25 protein-coding genes are annotated in these 25,556 nt (G+C 48.5%); 8 read left to right on the top strand and 17 right to left on the bottom strand.

Annotation, left to right across the window (positions count from 1 at the left end; all coding sequences use genetic code 11):
- Positions 1-170 precede the first annotated feature (170 nt).
- From AKG09_RS10145 to AKG09_RS10110, 8 genes are all read right to left on the bottom strand, one after another.
- Entirely contained in the window at positions 171-1,196 is a 1,026-nt protein-coding gene (locus AKG09_RS10145) for an NAD-dependent epimerase/dehydratase family protein (RefSeq protein ID WP_054619330.1), read from the bottom strand.
- 28 nt (positions 1,197-1,224) lie between these two features.
- A complete protein-coding gene (gene tviB / locus AKG09_RS10140; protein ID WP_156320839.1) occupies positions 1,225-2,502 on the bottom strand; it encodes a Vi polysaccharide biosynthesis UDP-N-acetylglucosamine C-6 dehydrogenase TviB in 1,278 nt (425 codons plus the stop codon).
- 102 nt (positions 2,503-2,604) lie between these two features.
- Entirely contained in the window at positions 2,605-3,150 is a 546-nt protein-coding gene (gene rfbC, locus AKG09_RS10135) for a dTDP-4-dehydrorhamnose 3,5-epimerase (RefSeq protein ID WP_054619329.1), read from the bottom strand.
- 66 nt (positions 3,151-3,216) lie between these two features.
- Positions 3,217-4,089 carry a glucose-1-phosphate thymidylyltransferase RfbA gene (gene rfbA / locus AKG09_RS10130; RefSeq protein ID WP_054619328.1) on the bottom strand — a complete coding sequence of 291 codons (873 nt, stop codon included), beginning with the start codon at positions 4,087-4,089 and terminating at the stop codon, positions 3,217-3,219.
- 17 nt (positions 4,090-4,106) lie between these two features.
- Positions 4,107-5,192 carry a dTDP-glucose 4,6-dehydratase gene (gene rfbB / locus AKG09_RS10125; RefSeq protein WP_054619327.1) on the bottom strand — a complete coding sequence of 362 codons (1,086 nt, stop codon included), beginning with the start codon at positions 5,190-5,192 and terminating at the stop codon, positions 4,107-4,109.
- A gap of 172 nt (positions 5,193-5,364) precedes the next feature.
- The gene (gene ribD / locus AKG09_RS10120; protein ID WP_054619334.1) at positions 5,365-6,471 is read right to left on the bottom strand and encodes a bifunctional diaminohydroxyphosphoribosylaminopyrimidine deaminase/5-amino-6-(5-phosphoribosylamino)uracil reductase RibD; all 1,107 of its coding nucleotides are present in this window, start codon (positions 6,469-6,471) and stop codon (positions 5,365-5,367) included.
- A gap of 219 nt (positions 6,472-6,690) precedes the next feature.
- Positions 6,691-7,275, bottom strand: coding sequence for a hypothetical protein (locus tag AKG09_RS10115; protein ID WP_054619326.1), 585 nt, complete (start codon positions 7,273-7,275; stop codon positions 6,691-6,693).
- Between the two features lie 201 nt (positions 7,276-7,476).
- Complete coding sequence (locus AKG09_RS10110; protein ID WP_054619325.1) at positions 7,477-8,319, bottom strand: class II glutamine amidotransferase; 843 nt, start codon at positions 8,317-8,319, stop codon at positions 7,477-7,479.
- Positions 8,320-8,499: 180 nt separating this feature from the next.
- On the opposite strand from AKG09_RS10110, the gene hslO reads away from it, so the two are divergent.
- Positions 8,500-9,414, top strand: a complete 915-nt coding sequence (gene hslO, locus AKG09_RS10105; RefSeq protein ID WP_054619324.1) for an Hsp33 family molecular chaperone HslO — start codon at positions 8,500-8,502, stop codon at positions 9,412-9,414.
- 76 nt (positions 9,415-9,490) lie between these two features.
- Here hslO and mscL read toward each other — a convergent pair whose 3' ends face one another.
- Positions 9,491-9,928 (bottom strand): large-conductance mechanosensitive channel protein MscL, encoded by a 438-nt coding sequence (mscL, locus tag AKG09_RS10100; protein WP_054619323.1) that lies wholly within the window; start codon positions 9,926-9,928, stop codon positions 9,491-9,493.
- A gap of 260 nt (positions 9,929-10,188) precedes the next feature.
- Positions 10,189-10,971 (bottom strand): enoyl-ACP reductase FabI, encoded by a 783-nt coding sequence (gene fabI, locus AKG09_RS10095; protein WP_054619322.1) that lies wholly within the window; start codon positions 10,969-10,971, stop codon positions 10,189-10,191.
- A 143-nt stretch (positions 10,972-11,114) separates the two neighbouring features.
- On the opposite strand from fabI, the gene AKG09_RS10090 reads away from it, so the two are divergent.
- Positions 11,115-12,893, top strand: a complete 1,779-nt coding sequence (locus AKG09_RS10090; protein WP_054619333.1) for an extracellular solute-binding protein — start codon at positions 11,115-11,117, stop codon at positions 12,891-12,893.
- 76 nt (positions 12,894-12,969) lie between these two features.
- On the opposite strand, the gene xth is transcribed toward AKG09_RS10090, so the two are convergent.
- From xth to AKG09_RS10070, 4 genes are all read right to left on the bottom strand, one after another.
- Positions 12,970-13,737 carry an exodeoxyribonuclease III gene (gene xth / locus AKG09_RS10085; protein WP_054619321.1) on the bottom strand — a complete coding sequence of 256 codons (768 nt, stop codon included), beginning with the start codon at positions 13,735-13,737 and terminating at the stop codon, positions 12,970-12,972.
- A gap of 116 nt (positions 13,738-13,853) precedes the next feature.
- Positions 13,854-14,177, bottom strand: coding sequence for a helix-turn-helix transcriptional regulator (locus AKG09_RS10080; RefSeq protein ID WP_054619320.1), 324 nt, complete (start codon positions 14,175-14,177; stop codon positions 13,854-13,856).
- Positions 14,178-14,428: 251 nt separating this feature from the next.
- Complete coding sequence (grxD, locus tag AKG09_RS10075) at positions 14,429-14,737, bottom strand: Grx4 family monothiol glutaredoxin (RefSeq protein ID WP_054619319.1); 309 nt, start codon at positions 14,735-14,737, stop codon at positions 14,429-14,431.
- Between the two features lie 24 nt (positions 14,738-14,761).
- On the bottom strand, positions 14,762-16,018 hold the full coding sequence (locus AKG09_RS10070; RefSeq protein WP_054619318.1) for an RsmB/NOP family class I SAM-dependent RNA methyltransferase: 1,257 nt from the start codon (positions 16,016-16,018) through the stop codon (positions 14,762-14,764).
- A 446-nt stretch (positions 16,019-16,464) separates the two neighbouring features.
- Here AKG09_RS10070 and AKG09_RS10065 point away from each other — a divergent pair, with 446 nt between their 5' ends.
- Both AKG09_RS10065 and AKG09_RS10060 read left to right on the top strand, forming a co-directional pair.
- Complete coding sequence (locus tag AKG09_RS10065; RefSeq protein ID WP_054619317.1) at positions 16,465-18,180, top strand: proline--tRNA ligase; 1,716 nt, start codon at positions 16,465-16,467, stop codon at positions 18,178-18,180.
- A 57-nt stretch (positions 18,181-18,237) separates the two neighbouring features.
- Positions 18,238-18,885 carry a fumarylacetoacetate hydrolase family protein gene (locus AKG09_RS10060; protein ID WP_054619316.1) on the top strand — a complete coding sequence of 216 codons (648 nt, stop codon included), beginning with the start codon at positions 18,238-18,240 and terminating at the stop codon, positions 18,883-18,885.
- A gap of 278 nt (positions 18,886-19,163) precedes the next feature.
- Here AKG09_RS10060 and AKG09_RS10055 read toward each other — a convergent pair whose 3' ends face one another.
- Together AKG09_RS10055 and rph are read right to left on the bottom strand one after the other, a co-directional pair.
- A complete protein-coding gene (locus AKG09_RS10055; RefSeq protein ID WP_054619315.1) occupies positions 19,164-20,387 on the bottom strand; it encodes an aspartate kinase in 1,224 nt (407 codons plus the stop codon).
- A 213-nt stretch (positions 20,388-20,600) separates the two neighbouring features.
- Positions 20,601-21,338 carry a ribonuclease PH gene (gene rph, locus AKG09_RS10050; RefSeq protein WP_054619314.1) on the bottom strand — a complete coding sequence of 246 codons (738 nt, stop codon included), beginning with the start codon at positions 21,336-21,338 and terminating at the stop codon, positions 20,601-20,603.
- 102 nt (positions 21,339-21,440) lie between these two features.
- Here rph and AKG09_RS10045 point away from each other — a divergent pair, with 102 nt between their 5' ends.
- The 3 genes from AKG09_RS10045 (at position 21,441) to trpB (ending at position 24,464) form a co-directional block, all read left to right on the top strand.
- On the top strand, positions 21,441-22,313 hold the full coding sequence (locus AKG09_RS10045; RefSeq protein ID WP_054619313.1) for a YicC/YloC family endoribonuclease: 873 nt from the start codon (positions 21,441-21,443) through the stop codon (positions 22,311-22,313).
- Positions 22,314-22,413: 100 nt separating this feature from the next.
- Positions 22,414-23,013, top strand: coding sequence for a bifunctional 2-polyprenyl-6-hydroxyphenol methylase/3-demethylubiquinol 3-O-methyltransferase UbiG (locus tag AKG09_RS10040; protein WP_054619312.1), 600 nt, complete (start codon positions 22,414-22,416; stop codon positions 23,011-23,013).
- Between the two features lie 245 nt (positions 23,014-23,258).
- The gene (gene trpB, locus AKG09_RS10035) at positions 23,259-24,464 is read left to right on the top strand and encodes a tryptophan synthase subunit beta (protein ID WP_054619311.1); all 1,206 of its coding nucleotides are present in this window, start codon (positions 23,259-23,261) and stop codon (positions 24,462-24,464) included.
- A 75-nt stretch (positions 24,465-24,539) separates the two neighbouring features.
- On the opposite strand, the gene yhbY is transcribed toward trpB, so the two are convergent.
- On the bottom strand, positions 24,540-24,821 hold the full coding sequence (gene yhbY / locus AKG09_RS10030; RefSeq protein WP_054619310.1) for a ribosome assembly RNA-binding protein YhbY: 282 nt from the start codon (positions 24,819-24,821) through the stop codon (positions 24,540-24,542).
- 103 nt (positions 24,822-24,924) lie between these two features.
- On the opposite strand from yhbY, the gene rlmE reads away from it, so the two are divergent.
- The gene (gene rlmE / locus AKG09_RS10025; RefSeq protein WP_054619309.1) at positions 24,925-25,545 is read left to right on the top strand and encodes a 23S rRNA (uridine(2552)-2'-O)-methyltransferase RlmE; all 621 of its coding nucleotides are present in this window, start codon (positions 24,925-24,927) and stop codon (positions 25,543-25,545) included.
- Positions 25,546-25,556 lie beyond the last annotated feature (11 nt).

Here is a 25,556-nt window from a genome sequence, read left to right as displayed (position 1 = left end):
ATGCTATTTTTTAAGTTTATTTAATTGGTTTTATAAATTATGTGGGCACGAGCGCCTGGCCGTAAAGTGGTTTTAATTTGATTATTGTATAAACCATACTAAATGAGTTATTTTCAGACAGGCATCAAGGCCTGTCTGAAAATATTTAGACAAGGCTGTTCAGGTATATTTTATTTTAAAAAGCCTTTATACCAAGGCATGGCTTTTTGAATGCCCTGCTCAATCGTAAACTGCGGGTTATAACCCAGCAGACTTTGTGCTTTTGCGATATCAGCTTGAGAATGACGTACGTCCCCTGCACGGAAGTCGCGATAGATGGCGTCTTTCGTGTATTGGATATCGTTATCTGCCAAGCTGTTGCGGATATAGTTAAACAGTTGGTTCAATGTTGTTCGACCGCCAACGGCTACGTTGTACACTTGGTTACGCGCCTCTGCATTGTCGGTTGTGGCTGCCAAAATATTGGCCTGCACCGTATTTTCGATAAAGCAGAAGTCGCGGCTGGTTTCACCATCACCGTTGATGAACAGATCTTCGTTTTTAATCATGGCCGAAGTCCATTTTGGAATCACAGCTGCATAAGCACCATTTGGGTCTTGGCGTTTGCCGAACACGTTGAAATAACGCAAACCGATGCATGTAAAGCCATAGGTACGGGCAAATACATCAGCATAAAGTTCGTTTACATATTTGGTTACTGCATAAGGAGACAAAGGTTTGCCGATGGTATGTTCCACTTTGGGCAGGCCGGGGTGGTCGCCGTATGTGGAGCTGCTAGCTGCGTATACAAAACTTTTCACTTCTGCGTCACGGGCAGCAACCAGCATATTCAGAAAACCGTCGATGTTGGCGCTGTTTGATGTGATCGGATCGTTAATCGAGCGCGGCACAGAGCCTAAAGCGGCTTCATGCAATACATAATCGACGCCTTTACAAGCTTGATGGCAGGTTTCCAAGTTGCGGATGTCGCCTTCAATGAAAGTAAAACGTGCCCATTGCTCGGGAGTAACGGTACGTTGCACTTCATCTAAGTTATGCAGGTGACCTGTAGCAAAGTTATCCAAGCCGACTACGGTTTGATCTAGCATTAGCAGAGTTTCAAGCAAGTTGGAACCGATAAAGCCGGCCACGCCTGTGACCAGCCATTTTTTCGGTGATTGCTTCAGCTCCTGTTGGATATGTTCATACTTATTCATTATGTGGATATTCCGTAAGTGTAAGGACTTATAAACGTAAATCAGTTTCTTCTGCGGTAAACAGATATTTTAAGTCGTAAATAACGTGTTCTTTTTTCGCCAGTTTACGGATGGCATCAATACCCATTTCTTTAAACTGTTTATGTGCTACTGCCAGAACGATTCCGTCATATTTGCCTTCTTCCAGAGTGGAAATAGGCGTGATGCCGTATTCGTGTTGGGCTTCGGCATGGTCAATCCATGGATCGTAAACGTCAACAGTGATGTTGTATTCTTTAAGCTCTTTGATGATGTCGACAACTTTGGTGTTGCGTAAATCAGGGCAGTTTTCTTTGAAAGTCAGGCCCATCAGCAAAATTTTTGCGCCTTCCACCTGTACGCGTTTTTTCAACAGGGCTTTTACTAATTGTGAAGCAACATAACTTGCCATGTTGTCGTTTAAGCGGCGGCCGGCCAAAATGATTTCGGGATGGTGGCCGATACTTTGTGCTTTATGGGTAAGGTAGTAAGGGTCAACACCGATACAATGGCCGCCAACCAAGCCCGGGCGGAATGGCAGGAAGTTCCATTTTGTGCCTGCTGCTTTCAATACGGCTTCTGTATCAATGCCCATTTTATTGAAAATAACGGCCAATTCGTTAATCAGAGCGATATTTAGGTCGCGTTGTGTGTTTTCAATTACCTTGGCCGCTTCCGCTACTTTGATGCTGGAAGCTTTGTGGGTGCCGACAACAATGATTTCGTTGTAGAGTGCATCAACAACATCGGCAATTTCAGGAGTTGAACCGGAAGTGATTTTTTTGATGGTGCTGACGCGGTGCTCTTTGTCACCTGGATTGATGCGCTCGGGGCTGTAGCCGGCGTAAAAATCTTGGTTGAATTTCAAGCCTGAGAATTTTTCCAGAACGGGCACGCAGTCTTCTTCAGTTGCGCCGGGGTAAACAGTGGATTCGTAAATAACGATATCACCTTTTTTCAGCACTTTACCGATGGTTTCAGAGGCTTTCACCAGAGGGGTAAGGTCGGGTTGGTTGTGTTCATCGATAGGCGTAGGCACGGTTACGATAAATACATTGCATTTTTTTAAATCTTCCAAATCGGCAGAGTAGGTTAGATGTTTTGCGCTTGCCAGTTCTTCGTCATCCACTTCTAATGTTGCGTCATGGCCTTGTTTTAAGGCTTCGATACGTGCGTGGTTGATATCGAAACCTACAACCGAACGCTTTTTGCCGAACTCAACGGCAAGAGGCAGGCCTACATAGCCTAAGCCGATAATGGCCAAATTGATTTGTTCTGGAGTCATCATAATTTTAGTAATCTCTAAAGTTGAAGATAATGAAATTTCTTGTGATGCCTTGTTTTTAAGTTTTCAGACAGGCATCGGTGTTTTGTGTTGTTTAAAACCGCGTTATGCGTATAATTCACGCAGCTCTTGCAAAGATTTGCCTTGCTGGTCTTTGGCTGATAACAAAGGGTTATCAATCGGCCATTCGATGCCGACCGTCGGGTCGTTCCACATCAAACTGGCTTCCGCTTGCGGATTGTAATAATCGGTACATTTGTATTCGAAATCAGCAATGTCGCTCAGTACGACAAATCCGTGGGCCAGGCCGGGCGGAATCCAAAATTGGGTTTTGTTTTCCTCGCTTAAAATCACCCCTTCCCATTGGCCGTAAGTGGGAGAATCGGGGCGGATGTCTACCGCAACATCAAATACTTCGCCGCGCACGCAACGTACCAGCTTGCCTTGCGGGTTAACGGTTTGAACGTGCATTCCACGTAATACGCCTTTTTGTGAGCGTGAGTGATTGTCTTGTACAAAATCTAAATCAATGCCGAGCATTTCGCGATAACGGTTTTTCTCGAAAGTTTCTAAGAAAAAGCCACGTTCGTCGCCGAACACTTTGGGTTGGATGATTTTGACGTCTTTAATTTTTGTGTCGATAACTTGCATTGTGTATTCCATATTTTCAGACAGGCATTTGTATGAATGCTTCTTAAACGCCTGTATGAAAAACTTTTATTTTGAGGTGTCTAACAGGCGTTGCAGGTATTGGCCGTAACCTGTTTTGGAGAGAGGTTTGATCTTTTCAGCCAATTCTTCTTTGTTTAGCCAGCCTTTGTTGAAAGCAATTTCTTCCAAGCATGCCACTTTCAAGCCTTGGCGGCTTTCGATGGTTTGGACGAAATGGCCGGCTTCCATCAGGCTGTCGTGTGTGCCGGTATCCAACCAAGCAAAACCGCGGCCTAATAATTCCACATTCAATGTGCCTTCTTCCAAATACATTTGGTTGATGCTGGTAATTTCCAATTCGCCGCGTGCAGATGGTTTGACACGTTTTGCTTTTTCAACAACGCTGTTATCGTAGAAATACAGGCCGGTAACGGCATAGTTGGATTTTGGTTTTTCGGGCTTCTCAACGATAGACAACACTTTGTTGTCTTTATCAAATTCCACCACGCCGAAACGTTCGGGGTCGGCCACCTGGTAGCCGAATACGGTCGCACCTTTCTGGCGGGATGCAGCCAACTCCAATTTGCGGCCAAAGCTCTCGCCGAAGTAGATGTTGTCGCCCAAAATCAAACAGGCACTGTCGTCGCCGATGAATTCGTCGCCAATCAGGAAAGCCTGTGCCAAACCGTCGGGGCTGGGTTGGACGGCGTAGCTGATGTTGATACCGAAATCGGAACCGTTACCCAAAAGGCGCTGGTAACCCGACATATCTTCAGGTGTTGAAATAATCAATATATCGCGAATTCCGGCCAGCATCAGTACGGAAATCGGGTAATACACCATTGGCTTGTCATAAATTGGCAGCAATTGTTTCGAAACGCCTCGGGTGATTGGGTAAAGACGAGTTCCTGAGCCGCCGGCTAAGACGATACCTTTCATAGATTTCTCCAGTTGTTTTAGTTTTTCAAGCCCAAACGTTCACCTTGGTAGTTGCCATCTAATACGGCTTGCCACCATGCCTGATTATTCAGATACCATTCTACGGTTTTGCGGATACCGGTTTCGAAGGTTTCTTGTGGCTTCCAGCCTAAATCACGACCGATTTTCGCAGCATCGATAGCATAGCGGTGATCGTGACCCGGGCGGTCGGTAACGTGGGTGATGAGTTCTTGATATGATGTGATGTTGGGTGTGTTCGGATTTTGGGCGGTGGGGCGCAACTCATCCAAGATGCCGCAAATGGTTTTAACGACATCAATATTTTTGCGTTCGTTGTGTCCGCCGATATTGTATGTTTCTGCAACTTTTGCTTCAGTAAATACTTTCCACAGCGCGCGAGCATGGTCTTCTACAAACAGCCAGTCGCGGATTTGATTGCCTTCGCCGTAAACAGGCAAGGATTTGCCGGCCAAACAGTTCAGAATCATTAACGGAATCAGTTTTTCCGGGAAGTGGAACGGACCGTAGTTGTTTGAGCAGTTGGTCAAGACAACAGGCAGACCGTAGGTTCGGTTCCATGCGCGTACTAAGTGGTCGCTAGAAGCTTTACTTGCCGAGTAAGGGCTGCTCGGTGCATAAGGTGTGGTTTCTGTGAACAAATCGTCTGTACCGTGCAGGTCGCCGTACACTTCGTCGGTAGAAATATGGTGAAAGCGGAAAACGGTTTTGTCTTCTTCCGAGAGGGTGTTCCAGTATTGGCGGGCTGCTTCAAGCAGGGTGTAGGTGCCGACGATGTTGGTTTCGATAAAAGCGGCCGGGCCGTCGATAGAGCGGTCTACGTGACTTTCTGCAGCCAAGTGCATAATGCCGCGAGGCTGGTATTGCTCGAATAGTTTGTCGATTGCTTCACGGTCGCAAATATCGGTTTGGGAAAAAATATAACGGGGGCTGTCGGCAATGCTGTCTAAAGAGTGCAGGTTGCCGGCATAAGTGAGTTTGTCGATGTTTACCACCGTTACGTCGGTGTTGTTGATTAAGTGGCGGATTACGGCGGAACCGATAAAGCCTGCGCCGCCTGTGACGAATACGGTGTTTTTTTGCATAATTGTTTAACCTGAATTTGAAAATAGAATAGTTGGAATAGTTGATTATTTTGTGCCTGATTTAACGGCACAATAATTTTATCCTCTTGTGATTGTAGGGCGATTGGATTAATTTTTGTTAAAAGAATCGCAAAAAAGCATGAAATGTGATAAGCGATATAACTATCTGTTTTCAAGAAAACTTTTTGTTATGTAGGGTTATTTTTATGTCATTTCCCAAGATGTCGGCTGATATTGGAAAAAAGTCGGGTGTTTCGCTTAAGATTTTGTTGTTTTCCGGCAATAGAAATAATCCTTTTGCGCTGTTGCCCAACATTTTAGCAGATTGGTACAACACGATTTCATCAACCAAACCGGCTTCTATCAAGGCGGTATTTAATTTTGCACCGGCTTCTACCAGAATTTCTCCAATGCCTTGTTGTGCTAATCGCTGCATAAGCTCATTTAAATTTATGCGGCCGTCTTTTTCAGACAGGCATAAGATGGAAATATTCGGATGTTGAAGATAAGGAGCCTGTTTTTGAGGGTTGGAAACCAAAGTGCAGATAATAGAAGGGCTGCTGCTGTCTGAGATAACAAAAGAATCCAACGGTGTTTGCAAGTGGCTGTCTAGGATAATGCGGATGGGTTGGCGCAAAGTCGGGAAGGTGCGCACATTCAGTTTGGGGTTGTCGGCCAGAACCGTACCGATGCCGGTAAGTACGGCACAGCTTTCGGCGCGTAGAATTTGTACGTCTGCACGCGCGGCTTCTCCGGTTATCCATTGGCTTAGGCCGTTGCTCAAAGCAATTTTACCGTCTAGGCTGGCGGCGCATTTAAGACGAATAAACGGCCTGCCGCGTTCGATGCGGGATAAGAAACCGCGGTTCAGCCGGCGGGCTTCCGGTTCTAGAAGGCCGCTTTCCGTTTGGATGCCGGCTTGTGTGAGCAGGGTTAAACCTTTGCCGGAAACCAGAGGATTGGGGTCGGTCATGGCGGCAACTACGCGTTTGACTTTGGCTTTGATCAGGGCTTCTGCGCAAGGTGGCGTGCGGCCGTGATGACTACATGGTTCGAGGGTAACGTATGCAGTGGCTCCTTGGGCTAGCTCCCGGGCTTGCTGCAAGGCATGTACTTCGGCGTGCGGGCTGCCTGCCCGAATGTGGAAACCTTGTCCGACGATTTGATCACCATGCGCGATGACACAGCCAACCCGTGGATTGGGGCTGGTAGTGAAACGGCCTTCCCACGCGAGGTTTAGGGCGGTTTGCATCAGGCGGATGTCTGTATCGTTGAACATTATGATAGTTGAGTACAAAAAATAAAGGCGCATTGTAAAATACGCCTTGGGTTTTTGTATAACTATTTTTTCAGACAGGCATTTAAAGCTTTTGCAAAACCGCCATTTGTTGCACATTATTTATATTTGTATTTATATTTGTTTGCATTCGCTGCGTGGCGATGCATTGGGCTGCAGCTACATTCGGCGGGTTTTGAAAAGGTTTCAACCTATTATTAATCAATGATTAAGTTTGATATTCTTCAATACGCTGTCTAATTGTTGTGTGGTTGCACTTGGGCTGTATGCGCAAATGTTGTAAAGGCCTTCAGTTGAGTAAACGGCCACGCAGGTTTCATTTAAGGTTTCGTCGCCGCTGGTTTGTGAATAGTGGTAATCCATGCGGTTTTCGGTGGCTATGCCGGTTTTGACGTCTTTGAGGCTTGGGTCTGCTTCAATGTGTTTTTTCAGGTTGGCAAAGTACTCGTTTGCCGGTTTTTTCGGCTTGCCCAGATTGGTGGTGTAAAGAGTGATATTTTGCGCGTCGTCTTGCTGCATCATGGTTAAATCAGCCGCGTTAACGCCGGGCGGAAGTGCGCGGGCTTCTTTGGAAATGTCTGCAAAACTGCTGTTTTCAATAACGATGCTGAGCTTGCCGTCTTTACTGGTTAAAGTTTGTACGGCGCTTTGAGGTATGGAAGCTGCTTCGTTGATGGCGGAAGCGGCAGAAGAGGCGGCTTCGGGTGAAACGGATGTTTCGGGCTGCTTGTTGCAGGCACTTAACAAGGTGGTGGCGGCCAGAGCCAGGAAAGCTGTTTTCTTCATATTTGTTATCCGTTATGTTTATGTTCGAAATAATTTTGATTGTTCCGAGTATAGCAAAAACTGGGAATGGCTGAAAATTTACCTGCCGGCAAAATATTCCTTCTGCTGATGTTTTCAGACAGGCATCCGTGTGTTAAGGGTACGGTTTTATTGCGTTTTTATTGGTTTGCGACGCATTGGGAGGCGTTTGGCGGAGTGTGTTTATGCGACAACACCGGCGGCGCGGGCGATCGCCAAACCTTCTTCTTGGGAAAGGTAGCGAGGTTTTCCCGGCCTATTGTGCAGGGCGATATCTCCTTGATGGAACACGATTAGTTCATCGCAGGCAAATTGTTGCCAGGTTTCGTTTTGTGTGAGTGGCAGGGTCGCAATAACGGCAACTTTGTCGTTGGGTGTGGTAACTGATGAAAAGTCGACTGCCACATCGTCATCAAGCAAACGGGCTTCGCCGAATGGGGCTTTTCGGATGATGTAGTAGAGCAGGGTGCTGGCATGGGCAAACATGATGTCGCCGTTTGACATGATAAAGTTGAACAGGCCGTGGATGCGGATGCGTGCTGCCAGCTCTTGCACTGTGTCGGCCAGAGTTTTGAGATCGGGCTTTTCGTTAAAACGCTGGCGCAGCTCTTCCAGAATATAGCAGAAAGCCGCTTCCGAGTCGGTGGTGCCGACGGGTCGGTAGTATTGGCCTCGCGAGGGTTTGAAATTCATTAGGTTGCCATTGTGCGCAAAGAGCCAATATTCGCCCCACATTTCGCGCACAAACGGGTGTGTGTTGGCCAGCGAAGTTCTGCCTTGAGTGGCTTTTCGGATATGGGCAATAACGTTTTCGGATTTAATTTGATAGGTGTTGACTAAATCTGCAACGGGAGAGTTGGCGCTGGGTTTGTCGTCGTGAAACAGACGTATGCCTTTTTGTTCGAAGAAGCCGATGCCGAAGCCGTCTGCATGGTGGTCGGTCAGGCCGCCGCGCAGGCGGAAGCCTTCAAATGAAAAAATGATGTCGGTGGGGGTGTTGCAGTTCATGCCCAAGAGTTGGCACATGGTTTATCCTTTGCGGTTGATAGGCAAACGTTAGAAAGAATTAAGTCTATCATTAACAGTGAAGCTTGTAGAGCCCGTTCATGCCTGTCTGAAAGTTTTTTCAGACAGGCATGAACGGGCTTGATTTTAATGTTTCTGTAACCATATAGCGGTTAATAAATTTGATGCAGAAAGAACATTATGACTTCTAATAATCTGACCGGCGTGTTGCCGGACAACAGCCGCAACCGTTTCATTTTCGACAATATGCCGGTGCGCGGGTTGCATGTGCGTTTGCATGAAGTTTGGCAGCATATTGTCGGGCGCAAAGCTTATCCCGAAGCCATACGCCGCGCACTGGGCGAGCTGTTGGCGGCCGGTGTGTTGCTTTCGGCTGATCTGAAAACGGCAGGAACGCTGATTTTGCAGGTTCAAGGTCAGGGCAGATTGAAAATGTTGGTGGTGGAGGCAACTTCCGATCAAACTTGCCGCGCCTCCGCCCGCTGGGATGAATCAGCCGAAATCGGTAAAGATGAAAGCCTGAACGATTTATTGGGCGAGCAGGGCGTGTTTGTGATTACCTTGCAGCCGAAAGACGGCGAACCGTGGCAAGGGGTGGTTCCTTTGGAAGGCGATAGCATTGCGGAAATGCTTACGGCCTACATGCGCCGCTCCGAACAATTGGACACGCACATCACGCTTGCTGCAAACGAAGAGAGTGTGGGGGGTTTATTGCTTCAGCGTTTGCCGGAACAAGAGCAAGACCAAGATTCGTGGGCACATTTGACCACGCTTGCCGATACGGTTACGCCGCAGGAATTATTGGGTTTGGATGCGCAGCATGTGCTCTATCGTTTGTTTCACGAAACCCCTCCGCGCATGTTTGAGCCGGACGCACTTGAATTTGCCTGTACATGTTCGCGCGGAAAGGTAAGCGATATGCTGCTGTTGCTGGGTGGTCAGGAAGTGGGGCAGATTGTGGCCGAGCAGGGCAGCGTGGAAATTGACTGTGATTTCTGCAATGAAAAATATGTGTTTGATGAGGCAGATATCAATTTATTGTTTGATGCGGACGTGGTTGCTGCTGTGCAGGAAGAGCAGCATCGTTTGCAGTAAGCCGGTTTGAATAATCAAATGCCTGTCTGAAACATTTTCAGACAGGCATTTGATTATTCGAATGCTCAATCAGGTATTATTTTTTCAAAGAGTCACGGATTTCGCGTAATAACAACACTTCTTCGGAAGGTGCAGCCGGCGCTTCTTCTTCAACAGGCGCTTGTTTTTGCAGTTTGCTCAGGGCACGGATAACCATGAAGATGGCGGCTGAGATGATCAGGAAGCTGATAACAGTGTTTAGGAATGTGCCGACATTCAGGGTAACGGCACCGGCAGCTTGTGCGGCAGCTAAAGAAGCATAGCCGTCAGCCGGGGCGTTTGCGCCGTCTTTTAATGTGATAAACAGGTCGGAGAAGTCAACACCGCCGATCAGCAAACCGATGGGTGGCATAATCACATCGTCTACCAATGATTTAACGATGCCGCTGAATGCTGTACCGACAACCATACCCACGGCCAGATCGACCACATTGCCACGCATGATAAACGCTTTAAAGTCTTGTGCTATAGACATTTCTAGTTTCCTTTAAGTAAGTGAAAAGATTTAAAAATCAGAAGAAAGCGATAAATCTTAATACCAAAAATTAAATAAGGGCGGCATTCTATAGAAATGCTTGAGATGCTGTGCGTTTATTTAAATACATGGTTTGATTTTCCGTTAATCGGTTCGCTTTACTTTATATAAGAAAGATAAAATCGCTTTAAGTTCAGATAAATTTACGGCCAATGTCGATAAACATTGGCCGTTTGTTATAGTGTGTTGTAATGGTTTGATTACACTTCGCTTAAAGCGTTGATACTATAACCACCGTCAACATAGGTAATTTCGCCGGTAATGCCGGAAGAGAGATCTGAAAGCAGGAATGCAGCGGCATTGCCCACCTCTTCAATGGTAACATTGCGGCCAAGCGGGTTTTGTTGGGCCACATGGTTCAGCAATTTGCTGAAATCAGCGATACCGGAAGCGGCCAAAGTTTTGATGGGGCCTGCGGAGATGCCGTTACAGCGGATACCGTCGCGGCCTACTGATGAAGCGGTAAAGCGGATGGCAGCTTCCAAGCTGGCTTTGGCCAAGCCCATTACATTGTAATTCGGGATGGCCCGTACGGCGCCCAAGTAAGAGAGGGCAACCACGGCGGAATTGCGGCCTTTCATCATCGGACGTGCGGCTTTTACCAGTGCGGGCAGGCTGTATGCAGACACATCGTGTGCCACATTAAAGGCTTCTCGGCTGATGCTTTCCAGAAAATCGCCGTTGAGTGATTCGCGCGGCGCGAAAGCAATGGCGTGTACCAAACCGTCCAAGCCGTCCCATGATTTGCCTAAATCAGCAAAAAGCTGTTCGATTTCGGTATCGCTTTGCACGTCGCAACGAAACACCAGTTCTGAGCCTAATTCGGCAGCCATTTTGCGCACGCGGTCTTCCAGCTTGTCTACTACGTAAGTGAATGCCAGCTCGGCACCTTGGTCTCGGCAGGCTTTGGCAATGCCGTAAGCAATCGAGCGCTCGGAAATCATGCCGGTGATGAGAATTTTTTTACCTTGTAAGAAACCCATGTTTTTTCCTTAGTTTGTTTCACAGTCGCGATTTTAAGGGGCATTATAGCGGACTTTAGAAAATCCCTGCAAAGATATATGCTTTATTGATGTCGGCGGTTTCAGGTTACAATGTCTGCTATGGAAAACCTGATGTTTTGATTATGAAGAAACTCTTTGCCGCCGCTTTATGCCTGTTTTCGCTCCCGCTTTATGCCGCACACGGTTTCAGCTTGGGCGCGCCTTTGCTTTATCAGCCGGATTTCAAACATTTCAGTTATGTGAATCCCAATGCACCTAAGGGCGGAACATTGGTTTTGCCTGCATTGGGTAGCTTTGATACGTTGAATCCGTTTACGATGAAAGGGGACGCGGCATCCGGTATCGGCATGCTTACTGTCGATCAACTGATGGTGCAGGGGCAGGACGAGCCTTTTGCGATGTACGGCCTTTTGGCTGAATCGGTGGAACTCGCGCCGGACGGACTTTCCGTTATATTCAAAATCAACCCTAAAGCGCGCTTTCATAATGGTGATCCGGTGTTGGCGAAAGATGTGAAAACATCTTTCGAGCTGCTGACCGAAGACGAAGCGGCGCAGCCTATGTACCGCTTATATTGGCCGGATATTGCCGGAGTGGACGAGCTGGATGCGCGCACGGTGCGTTTTCGATTCAAACAGCGCAATGCTGAGTTGCACCTTACCTTAGGCCAACTTCCCGTGTTTTCCCATAAAAGCTATCCGAAAGGCTTGGCAGCCGCACCGAATACGCCGCCCATCGGTTCCGGCCCTTACAGGCTGGGCAAAAGCGAGAGCGGGCGCAGCATTGAGTTTAAACGCGATAAAGGATATTGGGCGCAGAATCTGCCGGCACGCAAAGGGATGTTCAACTTTGATACCGTGCGTTTTCTCTATTACCGCGACAATGCTGTACGCATAGAAGGCATCAAGGGCGGACGCTATGATTTTACAGAAGAATATACGGCGAGAAACTGGGCGAGAGCCTATCCGGATACGATATTGCAAAAACGCGCTTTGGAAAAACGCGAATGGCCGCACAGCAACACCGCAGGCATGCAGGCTTTTGTGATGAACCAACGGCGCGGTTTTTTCAAAGACATCCGCGTGCGGCGCGCGCTGGTGTTGAGTTTTGATTTCGAAAGCATCAACCAGCGCCTGTTTTACGGCACTTATACCCGCAGCAACAGCTTTTTTACCAACAGCGAAATGGCGGCAACCGGCAAGCCCGAAGGCGTGGAGCTGGAAATTCTGAAGCCTTTGCGCAGCAAACTGCCCGAAGCGGTGTTCAAACACGATGTGCCGCAGCCGCCGAAAACCGATATTCAGACAGGCATCCGCCCGAACTTGCTGCAGGCGAGGGCTTTACTGCTGGCCGCTGGCTACCATTATCGGGACGGTTTGCTGGTCGGCAAAGACGGCAAGCCAGTGCAGATAGAATATCTGGCCAGCCATAAATCATTTGAAAAAACCGCAGTGAAATGGCAGCGGGATTTAGCCAAAATCGGCATTTCGCTGAATATCCGCTTGGCGGATACGGCACTTTACCAGCGCAGGATCAAAAATTTTGATTACGACATTATCATGACCACCTATGCCAACAGCGAAAGCCCCGGCAACGAGCAGTTTTCATATCACAGCTGCCAAGCTGCTAAAACACCCGGGGAGCGTAACTATGCCGGTTTGTGTGATGAGGCGGTGGAAGAGCTGCTCAAACGCTTTAGCAGCTTCACAAGCCGTGCAGATTTGGTGGCCAGCGCCCGAGCGCTTGACCGTGTGTTGCGTTGGCAATATTTGGCGGTACCCAACTGGTATTCGGCTAAAAAACGTGTGATTTATCGCAACACACTTGCCATGCCGGATAAGCTGCCTAAGTATTACGATGCAACGACATGGGCTTTGGAAACTTGGTGGGTTAAGAAGTGATTGTTTAATCTAAAGAATTGAGCTTGAAAAATGCCTGTCTGAAAAGTTTTCAGACAGGCATTCGTGTTATGGCGGCTTAATTAAACTCTGCCAATACCGGCGCATGGTCGCTCGGCCGCTCCCAGCCGCGCGCTTCCGTATCGACCGAGACCGTATGCAGGGCATCACGCATTGCGGTGCTGACGAGAATATGGTCGATGCGCAAACCCTGCTTGCGGCGGAACATGGCACCCCGGTAATCCCACCACGTGTACATCACGGCATCGGGATGGATGTGGCGCAGGCTGTCGTGTAAGCCTAAATCCAACAAAGCTTGAAACCATGCGCGTTCGGCGCTGGAGCAATGAATTTTTTCATACCATTTTTCAGGGTCGTAACAATCCAAATCCGCCGGTGCAATATTGAAGTCGCCCAGTAAAACCAGCTTTTCATAGCGTGCCATTTCTTCTTTGATAAATGCGTTCAAAGCGGCAAACCATTCGCGTTTATATTCAAATTTGGGGCTGTCGACTGCTTCTCCGTTGACACAGTAAACATCAATGACGCGCACACCGTTAATAGTGGCGGCAATCACGCGTTTTTGCGGATCATCAGGCAGCAAAGGTAGTTGGGTGCAGACTTCGGTAATATCGTGTTTGCTGATAATGGACACACCGTTATAGGTTTTTTGCCCGCTCCAAACAACTTGATAACCTTGCATTTGAAAAACAGCGGCGGGAAATTGGTCGTGATCTAGCTTGAGTTCTTGCAAAACCAATATATCTGGCTGGTGTTGTTGCAGCCATTCCTGAACTTGCGGCAGGCGGACTTTTAGGGAGTTGACGTTCCAAGTGGCGATTTTCATAGCGAACGGATTGGATGGGTAAAGAAAATGGGATTGTAGCAAAAAACACAAAGCACCGAACCATTACTTTTCTGTATTCAGCAGGTATCAGTAATGATTCGGTGCAGAAGGCAATGCTATTGTTTCGCTTCCCGATCAGTTGCGCAATAAACTTGGCACATGGCTTCAAGCAGGTTGAAGATTTCCGGAGAGGTGATGCGGTATTGCAGAATCCGGTGGTAGCGGGTGTAATCAACCACCCCTTTTGCGCGTAGTTTGGCTAAATGATTGGATACGGCGGTTTGATTGATGCCGATAATATTCACGATTTCGGTAACATTACGCTCACTTTGCGCCAAGAGACACAAAATCATCAATCTGTGCGGATGGGAAATCAATTTCAATAAGGAGGATGCGCGCTCGGCATGCTCCATCATTTCATTAACGGTTTGTGATGTCATTGTTTTCATGAGGGCATTGTAGATAGTTATGTAAAGAGCTGCAAGTGCTTTGATATTTAAGGATTTATATCAATTTTATAGATATGAATGAAGTTAATTCTTGTTTATAAATTTTTTGAATTATTCATATTGATTTAACTTTTTTGCGAGAAGGTTTTTGCAGTAAAAAACGGTTGATTAACCTTGTAAAAACAAATGCCTGTCTGAAAATATTTTTCAGACAGGCATCAGCTTGTGAGTTAACCGCTCAATCAGGTTTTTAATGCTTCTTGCAGCTCACCGGCTTCATACATCTCCATCATGATGTCGGAGCCGCCTAGAAATTCTCCGTTTACATACAGTTGGGGAATGGTCGGCCAGTTGCTGTATTCTTTAATCCCTTGGCGTACTTCTTCGTTTTCCAACACATTTACGGTAACAAAATCGGTGCAGCCTGCTGCTTGCAGCAATTGCACGGCGCGGGAAGAAAAGCCGCATTGGGGAAATTGCTTGGTGCCTTTCATAAACAGTACAACGCGGTGTGTGGTAACCACTTCTTTGATTTGATCTTGAATGCTCATCTTGATGGATTCCTAAATAGTTGATTAATTTCGTTCCAACACAGCGGCGAAAAAGCCGTCGGTTTGGTGTTGTTCGGTATTCAGGCGCAAGTATACACCTGTATCGAGCGGAATTTTATAGTTACTTAGCAGGCTGGCGCAATCGACAATATGCCAGTCGGGATGGCTTTCCAAAAAATGTTGCACTTGCATTTCGTTTTCTTCTGGCAAGATGCTGCAAGTGGCATAAACCAAGCGGCCTTTTTCGTTCACCAGTTTGGAGGCTTCGGCCAAAATAGCGGCTTGCTGAGCTTGCAGGGAAGCTAAAGTTTCAGGCGATTGGCGGTATTTCAAATCGGGATTGCGGCGCAAAGTGCCTAAACCGGAGCAGGGTGCATCAACCAAAACCCGGTCGGCTTTGCCATAAAGTCGGGCAATGCGGGGGGCGGTTTCACTGCTGATGCGTTCAGGGTGAATGTTGGCGGCACCTGCGCGCGCCATGCGGGGTTTGAGGTTGGCAAGGCGTTTTTCTGCAATGTCAAATGCGTAAATACGGCCTTTGTTGGCCATCATGGCGGCGATGGCTAAGGTTTTGCCGCCCGCTCCTGCGCAGAAATCCACCACGATTTCTCCGCGCTTGGCACCGAGTAGCAAAGCCAGCAGTTGGCTGCCTTCGTCTTGGATTTCCAGTGTTCCGTCAAGAAACAGAGGGTGCCGGTTCAGTGAGGGTTTGTCTTGAAAGCGGATGCCCCAGGGTGAAAAAGGCGTGGCTTGGGCGGCAAAACCTTCTTTTTGCAGTTGCGTCAAAACTTTATCGCGCTTGCTTTTCAATGTGTTTACGCGGATATCCAGCGGTGCCGGCTGATTGATGCTGTGGCTGAATCGTAGGATGGCAGTTTCGTCATAATGCTTTTGTAATATTTCAATCAGCCATTCGGGCAGTTCAGCAGTAATGTGTAGCGTGCTGGGGAATGGGTTTGTGCTGTCGAACAAACTTTTTAGGTTTTCCGCTTCTTCTTGTTCGGTGAGATGGCGAATCAAATCAGCGTCTGCAGAACGGCCGATAATCAAAGCTGCTAAAGCAGCTTGGCGCGGCTTGGTGTGTGGTTTGGGAACAATGGCGCTGATTTTTTGATAGTGCCTCAAAACAGCGAACACAGTTTCTGCGATTTCATAACGGTCTTGCCTGCCGAGTTTTTTATGTTCGCGGAAATAGGCGGCAAGTATGGAATCGGCGGGTTGTTTGAATGTTAGGATGTCGGTCAGAACGGCTGCGGTGTGGTTGAGCTGGGCGGGTGTCATTGTGCGGATATGGCATGATCGTTTGAATGTGTGGATTATAACGGAATATTTTACGATTATATTAAGGTGTGCCGACGGATGTGTGAAAAGCCCAGCTTCACAACGATATGCCTGTCTGAACACGAAGATTTCGTAAGTCATACACATTTTATGTGGATAACCATGGGGATAAGGCGTGAATAAGGTGGATAAAACGTGTCTTGGTAAGCTTTGCTTTACTCCTGATTAAAAAATGTTCAAAAATTATTTCATAAAAATCATATGGTTATAAATCATGCTTTGATTTAAAAAGAATTTTTGAAAATTAGTATCAAATAGGTATTTTCAGACAGGCATGCGCCGGATAAGCCACACAAAATCAACAGGCCTTGTTTCGATTGCACGATTCGGTATGGTTTGCGGTACAATCGCGTGTCTTTAGTAATTTTCAACAATGAAACCGAACCATGAAAGCCAGCCAATTTTTCATTTCCACTTTAAAAGAAGCTCCTGCCGAAGCTGCACTTGCCAGCCATAAATTGATGCTGAGGGCGGGTTTGATCAAAGCCAATGCTTCCGGTTTATACACATGGATGCCGATGGGTTTGCGCGTGTTGCGCAAAGTTGAACACATCGTGCGCGAAGAAATGAACCGTGCCGGCGCGGTCGAACTGCTGATGCCGGTGGTTCAGCCGGCCGAGCTGTGGGAAGAAAGCGGCCGTTGGGAATTTTACGGCAAAGAACTGCTGCGTTTGAAAGACCGCCACGAGCGCGATTTCTGCTTAGGCCCGACTTGCGAAGAGGTGATTACCGATATTGTGCGCAAGGAAATCACCAGTTATAAACAGCTCCCGAAGAATTTCTACCACATCAACACCAAATTCCGCGACGAAGTGCGCCCGCGTTTCGGCGTGATGCGGGCGCGTGAATTTGTGATGAAAGATGCTTATTCTTTCCATGCCGATTACGAATCGCTGGTGCGCGACGGCTATCAGCCGATGTATGACGCTTATTGCCGTATTTTCAACCGCTTGGGTTTAAACTACCGCCCCGTTGCCGCCGATACGGGCAGCATCGGCGGCACCGGCTCGCACGAATTCCAAGTGTTGGCCGAAAGCGGTGAGGATGTGATTGCTTACAGCGACACATCTGATTTTGCTGCGAATGTGGAACTCGCACCGACTTTGCCGCAACAAGGCGAGCGTGCCGCTGCTGCTGAAACATTAACCAAAGTTCACACGCCGAATGTGAAAACCATTGCCGATTTGGCGGCATTTTTAAATATTCCGGCTGAGAAAACACTTAAATCGATTGTGGTAGAGGGCGAAGCGGAAGGCGAACTGGCGCTGCTGCTGTTGCGCGGAGACCATGAATTTAACGACATCAAAGCCGAAAAGCTGGCAGGTGTGAAGTCGCCTTTAGCCATGGCAACGCCCGAAGCAATTCAGGCAGGCTTTGGTGCCAATGGCGGCTCGCTCGGCCCGGTGGGTTTCAAAGGTAAAGTGTATGCCGACTACGCCACTGAAAAGCTGGCCGACACCGTAATCGGCGCCAATGAAGACGACTACCACTACACAGGTTTTAATTTCGGCCGCGACTGCCCCGAGCCTGAGTTTGTCGACCTGCGCAACGTGATTGAGGGCGATCCGAGCCCGGACGGCAAAGGCCGCTTGAAACTGGCGCGCGGTATCGAAGTGGGGCATGTGTTCCAGCTGCGCGACAAATATTCGCAAGCCATGAATGCAAGCTTTCTTGATAACAACGGTAAATCGCAAGTAATGGAAATGGGCTGCTACGGCATCGGTGTAACCCGCATTGTTGCCGCCGCCATCGAACAGAACAATGATGAGCGCGGCATCATCTGGACGGATGCGATGGCGCCGTTTGAAGTGGTGGTTGTGCCGATGAATTACAAAAAATCCGATGCCGTGCGCGAAACCGCCGACAAGCTCTATGCCGAGTTGTTGGCAAAAGGTGTGGATGTGTTGCTGGATGACCGCGACGAGCGCGCCGGAGTGTTGCTCAACGATTCCGAGCTTTTGGGTATTCCGCACCGCATTGTGATTGGTGACCGCGGCTTGAAAGAAGGTGTGGTCGAATACGCCAAACGCACCGACAGCGAAGCGCAGAGTGTGACAGTGAATGCGGTGGTGGAAAAGGTTGCCGCTGAGTTACAAAGATAAAGCATAGAAACCGTTTGGGCTTTGTTCAAACGGTTTTTTATGGATTAGGAGAACATCATGATTGAGGTAAAACTGGAGCAGCAGGTTGTTGGCGTGAATAATATTTACTGCATCGGCCGGAATTATGTAGATCATATTGCCGAATTGAAAAACGAAACGCCTACGGAACCTGTGGTGTTTATGAAGCCGAACAACAGCATTCTGCAAAACGGCAGCACCATATGCCTGCCTGAATACAGCCGTTCGGTGCATTATGAATGCGAATTGGTTCTGCTGATCGGCAAAGATTCGGATGGTTTGCAAGGCGATTTAAGCGGCATTATTGCAGGTTACGGCGTGGGCTTGGATCTGACGGCGCGCGATGTGCAAAGCCGTTTGAAAGAAAAAGGGTTGCCGTGGACTAAAGCCAAAGGTTTCCGCGGCGCCGCTTGCCTGTCGGATTTTATTGCGGCGGAAAAATTGCCGGATGCACAAGATTGTGCGTTTACTTTCAAAGTGAACGGCGAAACACGCCAACGCGGCCAAACGTCGCATATGATTTATCCGATTACTGCTATTTTGCGTGAATTGGCCGACAGCTATGGCTTGAAAGCAGGCGATGTGGTGTTTACCGGCACACCGGCTGGTGTAGGTGAACTGCATTCGGGCGATAAATTGGCATTGGATTTGGCCGGTATGGTGCAGGCTGAGTTTAATGTGGCTTGAGCGGGAATGTTGGCAATGCCTGTCTGAAAAAGGTTTCAGACAGGCATTTTAATGCACGCGTTACAGCAAAAAAAAAATTTAAAAATTAGCACATCCGTCATACACAGGCTTGACCCGAGTATCTCTAAAGCTAACGAAACTCAAGATACTCGGGTCAAGCCCGAGTATGACAAAGATATGATAAAAACAAAGTGTATTTACAATATCTTGATAAAAAATGCCTGTCTGAAAACAGGGAACACACGTTTTCAGACAGGCATTTTGCTGATTGGTGCGGATTATGCTTTATCCAACTCAAATGCTTTGTGCAATACGCGGGTAGCCAGCTCCATGTATTTTTCATCAAGCAACACGGAAACTTTGATTTCGGAAGTGGAAATCATCTGGATGTTGATGCCTTCCTCTGCCAGAGTGCGGAACATTTTTGCCGCTACGCCTGCATGTGAGCGCATGCCCAAGCCGACGATGGAAACTTTGCACACGCCGTCGTCGCCGTCGATTTCGGTAGCGCCCAAGCTTTCTTTCAGGCCGTTCATAAGTTCTAAAGTAGGTTTGTAGTCGCCGCGCGGCACGGTGAATGAGAAGTCGGTGGTGCCTTCGTCGCCAACGTTCTGAATGATCATGTCAACTTCGATGTTGGCATCGGCTACGGTGCCGAGGATTTGGTAGGCGATGCCAGGTTTGTCGGGTACGCCGCGCACGTTGATGCGGGCTTGGTTTTTATCGAATGCGATGCCTTGTACGGCGGCTTTTTCCATGTTTTCGTCCTCTTCAAAGGTGATTAAAGTGCCTTCGCCTCCGTCTTGCAGGCTGCTTAATACGCGCAGGCGCACTTTGTATTTGCCGGCGAATTCTACTGAGCGGATTTGTAAAACTTTCGAGCCCAAGCTCGCAAGTTCCAGCATTTCTTCGAAGGAAATAGTGCTCATGCGGCGCGCTTCGGGCACAACGCGCGGGTCGGTGGTGTATACGCCGTCTACGTCGGTGTAGATTTGGCATTCGTCAGCTTTTAAGGCTGCAGCCAATGCAACGGCCGAAGTATCGGAGCCGCCGCGGCCTAAAGTTGAGATGTCGCCGTCGGCGGTTACGCCTTGGAAGCCGGCCACGATAACGACTTTGCCTTGTTTTAAGTCGGCACGGATGTTTTCATCGTCGATATGGTCGATGCGGGCTTTGGTGTGTGCGGCATCGGTTTTCACGGCAACTTGCCAGCCGGTATAGCTTTTGGCTTCTACGCCGATGTTTTTCAGCGCCATGGCCAAAAGGCCGATGGTTACTTGTTCGCCGGTGGCCAGAATCACGTCTAATTCGCGGGGATCGGGAAATTCCTGCATTTCGTGGGCAAGTGCAACCAAACGGTTGGTTTCGCCGCTCATTGCGGAAACGACAACGACAACATCATGTCCTTCTGCGCGGGCTTTGGCCACACGCTTTGCTACGTTTTTGATACGGTCGGTAGAGCCTACTGAGGTGCCGCCGTATTTTTGTACGATTAACGCCATTTTGCTGCTTTCTTGATCGGATTTTTTACATGCAACAATTCAGATTATTGCGGTTTGGGAACAACGAAACATTATTACTATTTTTACTTGGGAATTCAAGGTTTCAGGCTGATAAATTATTCTTGTGCGGCAGAATTGGAAATGCCTGTCTGAAAATGTTTTCGCTTCGCAGAAACCCGTGTTGCTCGTTTTCAGACAGGCATTCGGCTTTGCTTATCCGGCGCTGCGCTCCAAAGCTTTTTGCTGATGCGCTATCAGCTCGGCAATGCCTTTTTGGCCGAGTGCGATGAGACGGCTTAATTCTTCGGTGCTGAAAGGTGCGCCTTCTGCCGTGCCCTGTATTTCAATGATTTTGCCTGAAGCGGTCATGACGATGTTGACGTCGCTGTCGCAGCCTGAGTCTTCGGGATAATCCAAATCCAGCAGCGGTATGCCGCCCACTATGCCCACGGAAACAGCGGCCACGGCTTCGCGAATCGGATTTTGTATCAGCATGCCTGAATCCAGGAGTTTGTTCACTGCCAGCTGCAAGGCGACAAATGCGCCGGTAATGGACGCGGTGCGCGTGCCGCCGTCGGCCTGAATCACATCGCAGTCGATCAGAATCTGGCGTTCGCCCAGTTTGTCCAACTCGACAACGGCGCGCAACGAGCGGCCGATTAAGCGTTGGATTTCCTGAGTACGTCCGCTTTGTTTGCCCGCAGCAGCTTCACGGCGCATACGGGTGGCGGTGGAGGCGGGCAGCATGCCGTATTCTGCGGTTACCCAGCCTTGGTCTTGGCCGCGCAGAAAGGGCGGCAGGCTTTCGTCAATCGATGCGGTGCAAATCACTTTGGTGTTGCCGAATTCAATCAGGCATGAGCCGTCGGCGTGGGGAAGAAAGTGAGGTGTGATGGTGATGGTGCGCAAGGCGTCAGAAGGGCGGGTGGTGCGGTTATAGTCGGTTGACATGGATTTTCCTTAAAATTTATTCGCGGTGGATTATATCATGCGGGCTTATGGTATATTGGCAAGCGATTTCACTCACTATTTTTAATCTCGGAGTAAAACACCATGACGATTCACAGTATGACCGGCTTTGCCAATGCGGTGGGCGAGTGCGGCGGCAAACGCATCAATTTGGAAATCAGGGCGGTCAACCACCGTTATTTGGATGTGCAGTTCAAAATGCCTGATGATTTGCGCTATCTGGAGAGCACATTACGTGAAAAAGTGGCGCAATATGCGGTGCGAGGGAAAGTCGAATGTCGTATTCAGGTTCAGCCTTCGGAAGATGGTGAAGTTGCGCTGAATGTGAATGAAACGTTGGTTGGCGAACTGGCCGCGCTAAACGAAAAATGGCGCAAAAAGTACGACGGCTTGGGCAAGCTGACCGTGGCGGATATTTTGAAATTTCAGGGTGTGCTGGTTAGCCAAGTGGCGGATGAAGAAGCGTTTGCCCAAACGGTGCAGAATTTGCTGGTTCAAGCGTTGGAAGAGTTTTCGGAAACGCGCCGCCGCGAAGGTGTGAAGCTGCAGGAGCACATTGTGACAAGGCTGGACGCCATGGCGGAAATAGTGGACGCTTTGGCAGAATTGTTCCCGCATTTGTTGCAGGCCTATATGGAAAAAATCCGCACCCGTCTGGCCGAGGCGGTGGAAAATATCGATGAAGACCGCTTGAAGCAGGAATTTGCACTTTACCTGCAAAAAGCGGATGTTGACGAAGAATTCAGCCGCTTGCGGGCACATATCGCGGAGGTTAAACGCATTGTTACCACGCAGAAAGGCAGCGTGGGCAAGCGCTTGGATTTTTTGATGCAGGAATTGAACCGAGAAGCCAACACTTTGGGCAGCAAAGCGATTTCTGCGGAGTGCACACAGGCTTCGGTTGAGTTGAAGGTGTTAATCGAGCAGATGCGCGAACAGGTTCAGAATATTGAATAGATGGTTTTTCAGACAGGCATGGTTGTTTAATGCCTGTCTGAAAATGTATTGAGGCTGTTGTTTCAGTGCAGAGAGCCGCAAGCAAAGGAGAGGAGAGAATATGTATAAATGGGACGAACGCTACGATACCGAAGAATTTGTGTTCGGTACCGAGCCGAATGATTTTATTCTGGAAATTCTGCACCATCTGCCCAAGCAGGGCAGAGCGCTTGATTTGGCTACGGGAGAAGGGCGCAACGCTGCATTTCTCGCGCAGCACGGTTTGGAAGTGTTGGGCGTGGATTTGTCGGATGTGGGGCTGCAAAAAGCGCAGAAATTGGCCGAATTAAAAGGCGTCCGTTTTGCCACGCAGCAAGCGGATCTGACCGAATTTGATTTTCCGCAAGAGCATTACGCTGTTATCACCAATATTTTCTGCCACTTTGCCGAGCCGAAGCGGAGCGAGGTGTACCGCCGCGTGATCGATGCGCTGGAACCCGGTGGTTTGTTTGCCGGCGTGTTTTATCACCCCGAGCAGATTATGTTTGGCACGGGCGGCCCGAGCGACCCGGCGATGCTGGGAACTTTGCGCGATATGGTGGATGTGTTTGGCGGGCTGGAATGGATCGTGGCCGAGCATGTGCGCAGGGAAGTGCATGAAGGCTCGCGCCACACCGGCCAGAGTTCGCTGATCCGCCTGTTGGGCAGAAAACCGCTCTGAGAATCCGATATGCCTGTCTGAAACCCAGTATTGATAAGCTAAGAAAACTTATGTTAAGATGCTGCGCATGAATACGCAAAACTTCTTTTGGCGCAATTGGCAACTGCATTTCTGCGGCGCATGATTGCGCGGTTTGCTGAAGCAAATCCGGCGTATAAATCTGAAACCGCTCCGTTGATACCGGGCGGTTTTTTTGTATCTACAATTCATCAAGTTTAATTTCATATTCGATACAGGAGAAAATAATGGCACACGAACAACTGAACCCGCTGGTTCTGCCTGATGCAGACGGCAATTTCGGCAAACACGGAGGCAGAATAGGTCATCCGCAGCTTGCAGCGGCTTTGGCTGAAATCGAAGCAGGCTTCCGCAGCATCATCGGCGATGCAGCTTTTATCGAAGAGATGAAACGTTTGCAAGCCACTTATATCGGCCGACCCAGCCCGATTTATCATGCTCAAACACTATCCAAACGCGGCGCACAGATTTATTTGAAACGCGAAGATTTAAACCACACCGGTGCGCACAAAATCAACCATTGCATAGGCGAAGTTTTGCTGGCGAAAAAGCTGGGCAAAAAGAAAGTAATTGCCGAAACCGGTGCCGGGCAGCACGGCGTAGCGTTGGCAACGGCAGCGGCTTTGCTGGGTTTGGAATGTGAAATCCACATGGGTGTGGTGGACATTCAAAAAGAACATCCGAATGTGTCGCGCATGAAAATCCTCGGAGCGAAGTTGGTGCCTGTATCGGCAGGTGCGGGCACTTTAAAAGAAGCGGTTGACAGTGCGTTCGAAGCCTATATGAGCCAGCTGGACAGCAGCATGTTTGCAATCGGCTCGGTAGTGGGCCCTGCACCTTATCCTGAGATGGTGTCTTATTTTCAAAGTATTATCGGCCATGAAGCGCGTGAACAGTTTCAAAGCCAATATGGCGGCTTGCCGGATGAGGTAATTGCCTGCGTGGGAGGCGGTTCAAATGCTTTGGGCTTGTTTAATGCGTTTATCAATGATGAAGCAGTAGATTTGGTCGGTGTGGAGCCTGCCGGCGAAGGCTTGGATAAACCCGGACGGCATGCCGCAACCATGACTTTAGGCAAGTTTGGCAATATCCAAGGTTTTAATTGTTATTACCTGCAAGAAGCAGACGGCACACCGGCAGCCGTACACTCGATTGCATCGGGGCTGGATTATCCTGGTGTCGGCCCCCAGCATTGCCACTTGAAAGATGTTGGACGCGGACGTTATGAAACCGCTACCGATAAAGAAGCGCTTGATGCATTTTTAGCTTTGTCGCGCGAAGAAGGCATTATTCCTGCGCTGGAATCTTCCCACGCCATTGCGTATGCTTTGCGTCGCGCTAAAGAATTGGATGGCAGCAAACGCCTGTTGGTGAATCTGTCGGGTCGGGGCGACAAAGATATTGATTATGTATTGAGCAAAATTGATGTGTAATGGTCAGTTAAAGACCAATGCCTGTCTGAAAACTTTTTCAGACAGGCATTTTGTAGTTAATTGTTCAAAATATGATTAATCTTCTGTATTTTTCCGCCATAAAACCAGTAGCTTGCCGATATGCTGAACGAGCTGGGCATCTACTGCGCGGCATAAAGCCTCGCAAATGGCAATGCGTTCCTGACGGTCATCACCCAAAACGCGGACTTTGATTAATTCGTGTGCTTTCAATGCGGCATCGGTTTCTTTAATAACGGATTCGGTTAATCCGTGCTGACCGATCATCACAACAGGGTTTAATGAATGGGCGCGGGCTTTCAGCTCCGCAATTTCGCGGGGAGTGAGTTTTTCTGACATGGAACCAAATGAAATATATACAGATAAATTCGCTATTCTACGCCAGTTCCGCTAAAAAATCACATATAATACGCAGCTTGGTTTCCGCAAAGAAAGTAATCGGATGGCAGTGCGTTCTAAATCCTCTAAAGCTTGGTTGAACGAGCATGTAAACGATCATTATGTGCATAAAGCGCAAAAGGAGGGTTACCGCGCGCGCGCGGCTTATAAGCTTTTGGAAATCAATGAAAAAGACAAACTGATTAAACAAGGCACCGTTTTGGCCGATTTGGGCAGTGCGCCGGGAAGTTGGTCACAAGTGGCAGCTAAATTGGTAGGCAGCAACGGGGCGGTGTTCGCATTGGATATTTTGCCGATGGATCCTGTGCAAGGCGTGTCTTTTATTCAGGGCGACTTCCGTGAGGAGAGCGTGCTGCAAGAGTTTGAATCTTTGCTGGGCGGGCGGTCTTTAGACCTTGTAATTTGCGATATGGCACCCAATATGAGCGGCAACTCTGTAACGGATCAGGCGCGCAGCTATTATCTTTGCGAACTTGCTTTGGATTTCGCCCGCAACCACTTGAAAACAGGAGGTTGTTTCCTGGTGAAGGTGTTTCAGGGCGCGGGCTATCAAGAATTTACGGCACAAATGAGAGAGGTGTTTCAAAGTGTGCAGGTACGCAAGCCCGATGCTTCACGCAATCGCTCCAGTGAGATTTATCTATTAGGGAAAAATAAACGCTGACAATAGAGTGT

This window comes from Neisseria sp. 83E34, assembly GCF_001308015.1.
Classification (GTDB): Bacteria; Pseudomonadota; Gammaproteobacteria; order Burkholderiales; family Neisseriaceae; genus Neisseria.
The sequence above is the reverse complement of the archived record's forward strand: the minus strand, read 5'-3'. Positions and strand labels throughout refer to the sequence as shown.

Excerpts from the sequence above, each read along its gene's own strand:
- AKG09_RS10040 (WP_054619312.1), top strand. The coding sequence starts at position 22,414 with ATGTATAAATGGGACGAACGCTACGATACCGAAGAATTTGTGTTCGGT.
- AKG09_RS10065 (WP_054619317.1), top strand. The coding sequence starts at position 16,465 with ATGAAAGCCAGCCAATTTTTCATTTCCACTTTAAAAGAAGCTCCTGCC.
- AKG09_RS10145 (WP_054619330.1), bottom strand. The coding sequence starts at position 1,196 with ATGAATAAGTATGAACATATCCAACAGGAGCTGAAGCAATCACCGAAA.
- fabI (WP_054619322.1), bottom strand. The coding sequence starts at position 10,971 with ATGGGTTTCTTACAAGGTAAAAAAATTCTCATCACCGGCATGATTTCC.
- trpB (WP_054619311.1), top strand. The coding sequence starts at position 23,259 with ATGGCACACGAACAACTGAACCCGCTGGTTCTGCCTGATGCAGACGGC.
- rfbC (WP_054619329.1), bottom strand. The coding sequence starts at position 3,150 with ATGCAAGTTATCGACACAAAAATTAAAGACGTCAAAATCATCCAACCC.
- AKG09_RS10110 (WP_054619325.1), bottom strand. The coding sequence starts at position 8,319 with ATGTGCCAACTCTTGGGCATGAACTGCAACACCCCCACCGACATCATT.
- tviB (WP_156320839.1), bottom strand. The coding sequence starts at position 2,502 with ATGATGACTCCAGAACAAATCAATTTGGCCATTATCGGCTTAGGCTAT.
- rlmE (WP_054619309.1), top strand. The coding sequence starts at position 24,925 with ATGGCAGTGCGTTCTAAATCCTCTAAAGCTTGGTTGAACGAGCATGTA.
- grxD (WP_054619319.1), bottom strand. The coding sequence starts at position 14,737 with ATGAGCATTCAAGATCAAATCAAAGAAGTGGTTACCACACACCGCGTT.
- rph (WP_054619314.1), bottom strand. The coding sequence starts at position 21,338 with ATGTCAACCGACTATAACCGCACCACCCGCCCTTCTGACGCCTTGCGC.
- AKG09_RS10070 (WP_054619318.1), bottom strand. The coding sequence starts at position 16,018 with ATGACACCCGCCCAGCTCAACCACACCGCAGCCGTTCTGACCGACATC.
- AKG09_RS10090 (WP_054619333.1), top strand. The coding sequence starts at position 11,115 with ATGAAGAAACTCTTTGCCGCCGCTTTATGCCTGTTTTCGCTCCCGCTT.
- AKG09_RS10045 (WP_054619313.1), top strand. The coding sequence starts at position 21,441 with ATGACGATTCACAGTATGACCGGCTTTGCCAATGCGGTGGGCGAGTGC.
- xth (WP_054619321.1), bottom strand. The coding sequence starts at position 13,737 with ATGAAAATCGCCACTTGGAACGTCAACTCCCTAAAAGTCCGCCTGCCG.
- rfbA (WP_054619328.1), bottom strand. The coding sequence starts at position 4,089 with ATGAAAGGTATCGTCTTAGCCGGCGGCTCAGGAACTCGTCTTTACCCA.
- hslO (WP_054619324.1), top strand. The coding sequence starts at position 8,500 with ATGACTTCTAATAATCTGACCGGCGTGTTGCCGGACAACAGCCGCAAC.
- mscL (WP_054619323.1), bottom strand. The coding sequence starts at position 9,928 with ATGTCTATAGCACAAGACTTTAAAGCGTTTATCATGCGTGGCAATGTG.
- AKG09_RS10115 (WP_054619326.1), bottom strand. The coding sequence starts at position 7,275 with ATGAAGAAAACAGCTTTCCTGGCTCTGGCCGCCACCACCTTGTTAAGT.
- AKG09_RS10060 (WP_054619316.1), top strand. The coding sequence starts at position 18,238 with ATGATTGAGGTAAAACTGGAGCAGCAGGTTGTTGGCGTGAATAATATT.
- rfbB (WP_054619327.1), bottom strand. The coding sequence starts at position 5,192 with ATGCAAAAAAACACCGTATTCGTCACAGGCGGCGCAGGCTTTATCGGT.
- yhbY (WP_054619310.1), bottom strand. The coding sequence starts at position 24,821 with ATGTCAGAAAAACTCACTCCCCGCGAAATTGCGGAGCTGAAAGCCCGC.
- ribD (WP_054619334.1), bottom strand. The coding sequence starts at position 6,471 with ATGTTCAACGATACAGACATCCGCCTGATGCAAACCGCCCTAAACCTC.
- AKG09_RS10080 (WP_054619320.1), bottom strand. The coding sequence starts at position 14,177 with ATGACATCACAAACCGTTAATGAAATGATGGAGCATGCCGAGCGCGCA.
- AKG09_RS10055 (WP_054619315.1), bottom strand. The coding sequence starts at position 20,387 with ATGGCGTTAATCGTACAAAAATACGGCGGCACCTCAGTAGGCTCTACC.